The 7,200-nt window shown below is 61.5% G+C and carries 7 protein-coding genes; 1 reads left to right on the plus strand and 6 read right to left on the minus strand.

Annotated elements, in window-relative coordinates; genetic code table 11:
• The 5 genes from VL202_RS00590 to VL202_RS00610 form a co-directional block, all read right to left on the minus strand.
• Window positions 1-614, minus strand: a 614-nt coding sequence (locus VL202_RS00590; protein ID WP_325462266.1) for an FGGY family carbohydrate kinase, incomplete at its 3' end; no start/stop codon positions are given.
• A 59-nt stretch (window positions 615-673) separates the two neighbouring features.
• Complete coding sequence (locus VL202_RS00595) at window positions 674-1,402, minus strand: SDR family oxidoreductase (RefSeq protein ID WP_325462267.1); 729 nt, start codon at window positions 1,400-1,402, stop codon at window positions 674-676.
• Window positions 1,403-1,417: 15 nt separating this feature from the next.
• Window positions 1,418-2,680, minus strand: a complete 1,263-nt coding sequence (locus VL202_RS00600; protein ID WP_325462268.1) for a sugar ABC transporter permease — start codon at window positions 2,678-2,680, stop codon at window positions 1,418-1,420.
• A complete protein-coding gene (locus tag VL202_RS00605; protein WP_056333795.1) occupies window positions 2,677-3,498 on the minus strand; it encodes an ATP-binding cassette domain-containing protein in 822 nt (273 codons plus the stop codon). Before VL202_RS00605 ends, VL202_RS00600 begins: the two co-directional genes overlap by 4 nt.
• 74 nt (window positions 3,499-3,572) lie before the next feature.
• The gene (locus VL202_RS00610) at window positions 3,573-4,619 is read right to left on the minus strand and encodes a sugar ABC transporter substrate-binding protein (protein ID WP_056333791.1); all 1,047 of its coding nucleotides are present in this window, start codon (window positions 4,617-4,619) and stop codon (window positions 3,573-3,575) included.
• A 282-nt stretch (window positions 4,620-4,901) separates the two neighbouring features.
• Between VL202_RS00610 and VL202_RS00615 the strand changes: the two genes are divergently transcribed.
• Window positions 4,902-5,924 (plus strand): LacI family DNA-binding transcriptional regulator, encoded by a 1,023-nt coding sequence (locus tag VL202_RS00615; RefSeq protein ID WP_325462269.1) that lies wholly within the window; start codon window positions 4,902-4,904, stop codon window positions 5,922-5,924.
• 49 nt (window positions 5,925-5,973) lie between these two features.
• On the opposite strand, the gene VL202_RS00620 is transcribed toward VL202_RS00615, so the two are convergent.
• The coding region (locus VL202_RS00620) for an ABC transporter substrate-binding protein (protein ID WP_325462270.1) at window positions 5,974-7,200 on the minus strand (1,227 nt) is incomplete at its 5' end.

Raw genomic sequence — 7,200 nt, forward strand, 5'->3', positions numbered from 1 at the left:
TCATGGGCGAGATAGGTCCATTTGCAGGTCACCGTGCAGGTCGAGCGCGAGAGGTCGCCGGTCGATTTCCAGGTGAGAAAATCGGCAAGATCGAAGAACTGCCAGGCCCTGGCAAAGGTCTCAGGCCGGTTTTCCTTGAGCCAGAGAAGTTTGGGCGTTTCCATCTCGGGCGAGATCCGCCCGCCGACATAGCGCAGCACCTCATGGCCTGTGGTATTGATGCGCTCGGCCTGGTCGACGGCGCGATGATCCATCCAGACGATGATGTCTCGAGCCGGATCTTCGGACGGACCGACCGCGAGCGGTGTCCCGCCCTCCCCCAGCACCACAAGCGAGCAGGTCGCATCGAAGCCGATGCCGATCACGGCGGAAGGATCGACATTCGCCGCAGCCACCGCCTCCCTCACACTCGCGCAGACCGCGTCCCAGATTTCCGCGCTCGACTGCTCGACGATCGCCCCCGCCTCGCGGTAGAGCGAAATATCGCGCCTTGCCACCGAGAGCATGGTTCCATCCAGGTCGAAAAGCCCCGCCCGCGCGCTGCCTGTCCCGACATCGACGCCGATGACGTAACGCCGCGCTGGATCGACTGGCATGTTCTGCGATGACGTCATGGTTTCGTGCTCTGCTGTCGAAAAGGCTTGATGGCCGCGTTAGGCAGGAAGGGCCGGCGTCAGAGATCGACGCTGTTCGGAAGGATGACGAGATCGCGAATAGTCACGTTGCGCGGCCTGGTCAGCATGAACAGCACGGCGTCCGCAACCTCCTTGGGCTGCATCAGGCTGCCATTGGCGAGTGCCTCTTCCATCTTCTCCTTCGGCCAGTCGTCGAGTAGTGCCGTGACCACCGGGCCCGGCAGGACGGCACCGACGCGAACGCCATGCTGGGCAACCTGGCGGCGGGTCGAATGCACGAAGGCCTGAACGGCGAACTTGGAGGCCGTGTAGATCGGTTCCCACACCACCGGCACGACGCCGGCGATCGAGCTGGTGAACAGGATGTCGCCGGTCTTCTCAGCGATCATGTGCGGCAGGACGGCATGCACCGAACGGAAGGCCGCGTTGATGTTAAGGTTCAGCATCCGGTCCCATGCATCCGGATCGCCCTCGGCGACCGGGCCACCGATATAGGCACCGGCATTGGCGTGGAAGATGTCGAGACGACCGGCGAGATCAAGGATGCGCGGCAGAATGCCGGAGACCTGTCCGCCATCGAGAAGGTCGACCACCAGCGGGCGGGCCCTTTCGCCGAGTTCCCTGCAGAGCGTTTCGAGCCTGTCCTGGGCACGGTCGATCAGGACGACGGTGGCGCCTTCGGCAAGCAGGGTGCGGGCGCATTCGAGCCCGATGCCGGACGCTGCGCCGGTAATGGCCGCGACCTTGCCTTTCATGAGATCGGTCATGTTTCCTCCGGTTTGTCAGGCGCGGCCGTGGCTGACACGCGATCGTCTTGCGAGCGAATCGACGATGACGGCGATGGCGAGAACGGCGCCTGTGATCATGTATCTGAGAGACGAGCTCAGGTTCAGAAGCGTCAGGCCATTGGAAATGGCCTGGATGACGATGATGCCGAGCAGGGCCGAATAGGCGCTGCCCCGGCCGCCGAACAGGCTGGTGCCGCCGATGACGGCCGCGGCAATGGCATTCAGGTTGACGTCGCCGGTGCCCGCCTGCTGGCTCGACGAGGCGAGGCGCGAGGCAGACAGGGTGCCGCCGAGCGCCGCCAATGTCGAGCAGAGCATGAAAGCGCTCATATAGATGCGGCGGACATTGATGCCCGAGCGACGGGCTGCTTCCTTGTTCCCGCCTACGGCAAACATAGAGCGGCCCCATTTCGTCTTGGTCAGCGCATAGTTGAGCACGACGACGAGAAACACGAACAGGCCGAACATCCACGGCACGCCGCGTCCCGTGTTGAGATAGAAGACGACGATCTGAAGCGCGACGGTGAGCGCGACCGCCTTGACCAAGAGGCTGCTCAGCGGCTGCGTGGAGAGGTTCACGGCCGTCCGGCGCTGCCGGACGATCAGGCCGGCAACGATCATGATGCCGCCCGGCACCAGGGCGAGAAAATGCGACGCCCAGTCCGGCATCACCAGGATCTGGCCGAACCGCACAAGCGGCGACGCATAGGGCAGGTTGATGCTTCCGGTCGGACCGAGAATGTAGAGCTGCATCCCGAGCAGCGCCAGCAGACCGGCAAGCGTCGCGACAAAGCTTGGCATGCCAAGCCGATTGTAGAGCACCGCGTAGAGAGCGCCGACGGCGGCCCCCGTCACCAGGGCGGCCGCGATGGCCAGTGGTAGCGAAATACCGGAATTGACCCAGAGCACCCCGATGATCGCGGAAGCGAGGCCGCTCATCGACCCGACGGAGAGGTCGATTTCGCCGAGAATGAGAACGCAGACGACGCCGAGCGAGATGATGCCGACCGTCGCGCAATCGAACAGGAGATTGACCAGATTGTTGGGCGCCAGGAAAATGGGATTGAGAATGCTGAAGACGGTCGAAATGACAATCAGGCCGATCGCGACGGGCAACATCCCCAGATCGCCCGAGCGAACACGGCTGACAAAGGCGCGGATCGTTCCCGTCAGCCCCGTCGAATGGCTGACGCGCTCGTCGCTGCGATCGAGAGCCATTGGGGCCGGGCTGCTCTGCTTGGTGTCCTGGTTGGTCATGCGTGGCTCCCGCCGGTCTCGATCTGCTCGCCCGCCTTGCGGTCGATGCGGCGCGAGACGGAATTTTCGGTGGCGCCGGTGATGGCCGCCACGAGTTCATGGTTCGAGGCATCGGGGTTGAAGATGCCGTTGTTGCGCCCGAGACGCAGGACCACGACCCGGTCGGCAACGGCGCGCACATCCTCCATATTGTGGCTGATGATGATGACCCCGAGGCCGCGCTCGCGGACGCGCTCGATCAGGTTCAGCACTTCCGCGGTCTGGGCTACCCCAAGCGCCGCGGTCGGCTCGTCGAGCATGATGATCTTCGGATCGAGCAGCAGGGAGCGGGCGATCGCCACCGTCTGGCGCTGACCGCCGGAGAGCGACGCGATCGGCTCGCGCACGGAAGGAATGCGGGCGGCAAGCTCGCGCAGAAGCGTCCAGGCACGGACTTCCATGCCCACTTCATCGAGATTCCAGGGCGAAAGCTCATGTCCGAGAAACAGGTTCGCCACGACATCGAGGTTTTCGCACAGAGCGAGATCCTGGAATACGGTGGCTATTCCCAGCTCCAGCGCCTGGCTGGGGCTATCGAGCACCACGTCCCGTCCGCAAAATTCGATCCGGCCGGAACTTGCCTGATGCACGCCCGCCAAAATCTTGATCAGCGTCGATTTGCCAGCACCATTGTCGCCGACGAGAGCGACCACCTCTCCGGCCTTTACCTCCAGATCGATATCGGTCAGGGCGGACACGGCCCCGAAACTTTTCGAGACATTGGTCAGCTTCAGGATGGTCGTTCCCTTTGCGGGTAGACCCTTGTCGATTGGCACCATGACAAGACGCTCTTTTCTGAAATGGAGTGTACCCGGCCGGGGACGAGCCCCGACCGGATTCCTTGGGAGGTTGATTACTGCGTAATACCGAGCGTCTTGCAACCCTCGGCATATTCGCCGGTGCAGACTTCCTCAGGCTTCTGGATCCCCTTGTCGAAGATCTCCGCCTTGATGTTCTCGGCAGTCACGACGGCCGGGACGAACAGTTCCGACGGCGTTTCGTAGAGCGTCGTCTTGGCTTCCACCGTCTCGCCCTTCAGGAGCTTGACGGCGATATTGGCAGCCGCGGCAGCCACGATTTCCGAGGGCTTGGAGATCGTGTTGTATTGGTCGCCGGAGATGATCAGCTGCAGTGCGGCGATCGTCGCGTCATTGCCCGTGACGGGCGGAACCGGATTGACGCCGGCAGCCTTGAAGGCCGCGATCGCGCCGCCGCCGGTTCCGTCGTTTGCAGCGACCACGCCCTTGATCTCATCGCCGAAGCGTGTGATCTGGCCGGCGGCCCATTCCTGCGCCTTCGGCGGCGCCCATTCCGGCGTGTCGAATTCGGCAAGCGTCTTGTAGCCGGAATCCTTCAGGCCGCGATGGATGCCGTCGCGGATAAGGCCGGCGGCCGCATCTGTCGGGGAGCCGTTGATCTGCAGCACGCCCGCGCCTTCCGGCACGCCGCTCGCCTTCATGTGGTCGACCAGCGACTTGGCGATGGCATGACCAATGCCTTCATTGTCGAAGGAGACGTAGTAGTCGGCGGCCTTGTCGGGAATGGGACGGTCATAGGCGATGACCTTGACGTCCTGCGACTGGGCGATTTCGACGAGTGCGGCCGCAGCTGCGGAATCGACCGGATCAAGCACGATGACTTTCGCGCCCTGCGCGATCACCGAGTTGAACTGCTGCTGCTGAAGCGCCACATCCGCATTGGCGTTCTGGTAGATCACCGTGCATGTCGCGCAGAGCTTTTCCATCTCGGCCTTGAAGCCCGGATAGTCATGCTCTTCGTAGCGGGTCGACGCCTGGTCAGGCATCAGGAAGGCCACCGTGGCGGCATCCTGTGCATAGGCGGAACCGGCAAGCATTGCGGCAAGCCCGGCGGTTGCCATCAGCGTGGAACGAATTTTCATGTTTTTCTCCTCCTTGTTGTGGATGAAAGCGCATCGAGAGACTGTTCCGGATGTCTGTTCGCCTCGCCGCCATCAGCGCTGCGCGTTTTTCAACGCGCGCATTCTTACGATCGCCGCCGAACGTCCCGACGTCCTCGCTCTCCGTGGCTTCTGGGCGAACACCCTCCCGACTGACCCTCCACAGTCAACCAAATTCATCGATTGAGCACCGTTGCTCAATCGATGAAGCAAGATTGCCGCTTTTGCTCTTTGATGTCAAGTTGGCGTCAACGGGAGAAATCAGTGATTCAGCAGAAACCGACGAAGAAGACGACGATCTACGATCTCGCCGAACTGGCTGGCACCTCAGCCAGTGCCGTGAGCGCCGTGTTGAACGGCAACTGGAAAAAGCGCCGGATCAGCATCAAGCTTGCCGAGAAAATCACGCGCATTGCCGAAGAGCAGGGTTACGCCGTGAACATGCAGGCGAGCCTCCTACGGCGTGAAAAATCCAAGATCGTCGGCATGATCGTTCCGAAATACGACAACCGCTATTTCGGCTCGATCGTCGAGACCTTCGAGATCATGGCCCGCGAACGCGGGCTCTTTCCGATTATTACCTGCACGCTGCGCGATCCCGAACTGGAACTGGAAGCCGCGCGCACCATGCTGTCCTATCAGGTCGAATGGCTCATCTCGACGGGCGCGACCGATCCCGATCGTATCACCGATATCTGTCTCGCAGCCGGCGCCCACAGTCTCAATCTCGATCTGCCCGGCTCAAAGGCGCCCTCGATCATTTCGGACAATTTTGCCGGGGCAAGGGAATTGACTGAGCGCACATTGCGCAACTGCCAGCGGGAGATTGGAAGCTTGTCTCCCCTGCTGTTCGTCGGCGGGCGAGCCTCCGACCACAACACCGCGGAACGTGTTCGCGGGTTCAGGCAGGCCCATGAGGACCTGGGCATATCCGTCGATGAAAACCACATTCTCACATGCGGCTATGCACCGGAGAAGGCCGTCGGTGCCCTGCAGGCGCTTGCCGATACCGAACATACGCTTCCCAGAGGCATGTTCGTCAATTCGACGATATCGCTGGAAGGCGTGATGCGCTGGATCAAGGCCTCGCATCATTTCGACGGCAAGCCGCCGATCATCGGCTGCTTCGACTGGGATCCCTTCGTCGCATTGCTGGGGGATAATATCGAGATGGTTCGCCAGGACGTCGGGGGAATGCTCCAGTCCGTCTTCAAGATCATCGACGACGGGCACGCCACATCCCCGCTGATCGAAGTGCCGCCGATTTTCGATACAAAGATCGGATAGGCGGCGCTCTCACGCCGCCGTCCTCATCAGCCGAATGCTCTTTACCCGATCAGTTCTTGACGACATCCTCGAGGAAGAAGCGGCCGAGCGGGTTCTGGTAGAAATTCTCGACATTCTTGCGCGAGACGTTGATGAACGGGCTGTAGTAGAGATCGATCCAGTGCACGTCGTCCTTGGCCATCTTCTGGATGTCCACATACATCTGCTCGCGCTTGGCGGGGTCCATCTCCAGGCGGGCGGCCGCGACGAGATCCTTGACCTTGTCGTTCTTGTAGCGGGTCATGTAGTTCATGTTGGAATCGTGACCGACGACGAAAGTCGTCTTCTGGTCGGGATCGAGAATGTCGTTCGTCCAGTACATGACCGACAGGTCATAGTCGCCGGCGACCAGCATATCCCAGGTCTGGCTCGGGTCCATCTTCTGCAGGTTCACGGTGATATCAGCCTTCTGCAACTGCTGCTGCAGGAGCACGGCAATCTGCTCGTCGACCTCGTTGCCGGCATTGACCAGGTAGTTCAGCGTCAGGCCGCTGACGCCTGCCTCGGCAAGAAGCGCCTTGGCCTTTTCCGGATCATAGGGGCGCTGGAGATTGTCGGCATAATGGTAAAGCGCGCCCTTCGGAATGAAGGAATAGGCGACGTCACCGAAACCGAAGGTCACCGTGTCAATGATAGCCTTCTTGTCTATCGCGTAGTCCAGCGCCTCACGGACCTCTTTCCTGGCGAGTTCGCCATGCTCGTGGTTCATCAGCAGATGATCCTCACGGGTCGAGGTATCCAGATGCACCGTCAGGTTTTCGTCCTTTTGCAGTTCCGCGACGCGCGAGAAGGGCACGAAGATCGCCGCGTCGAGTTGGCCTGCCTGCACGTTCAGCATGCGTGTGTTGTCGTCGGGAACGGAAATCCATTCGACGCCGTCAAGCGAGACGCGATCCGCCTCCCAGAAGTTCGGATTCTTTTCCAGAATGACCCGGTCGCCGCGGCGCCATTCCTTCACCGTGAAAGCGCCAGATGCGATCGGGGTTTCGGCATAGGCTTCGGCGCCGATCGATTCCAGGCCAGCCTTCGAGATGATCGAGGCGCCGGGCATTGCGAGCGTGGACAGGAACGGCGCAGAAGGACCGGAAAGCTTGATCACCAGCGTCTTGGGATCGCTCGCCTGCGCGGTTTCGATGACCTTGTAGGAATCGCTCCACAGCGAGCCCTCGTCGTCGCGGATGCGCAACAGGCTGAAGGCGGCATCTTCCGCCGTGATGGCGCTGCCGTCCGAGAATTT

Origin of the sequence: Pararhizobium sp. (assembly GCF_035497515.1) — a bacterium.
GTDB lineage: Bacteria > Pseudomonadota > Alphaproteobacteria > Rhizobiales > Rhizobiaceae > Pararhizobium.

What these genes read in the sequence shown, in the direction of transcription:
- VL202_RS00595 (WP_325462267.1), bottom strand. Translation starts at nt 1,402, where the DNA reads ATGACCGATCTCATGAAAGGCAAGGTCGCGGCCATTACCGGCGCAGCG.
- VL202_RS00600 (WP_325462268.1), bottom strand. Translation starts at nt 2,680, where the DNA reads ATGACCAACCAGGACACCAAGCAGAGCAGCCCGGCCCCAATGGCTCTC.
- VL202_RS00605 (WP_056333795.1), bottom strand. Translation starts at nt 3,498, where the DNA reads ATGGTGCCAATCGACAAGGGTCTACCCGCAAAGGGAACGACCATCCTG.
- VL202_RS00610 (WP_056333791.1), bottom strand. Translation starts at nt 4,619, where the DNA reads ATGAAAATTCGTTCCACGCTGATGGCAACCGCCGGGCTTGCCGCAATG.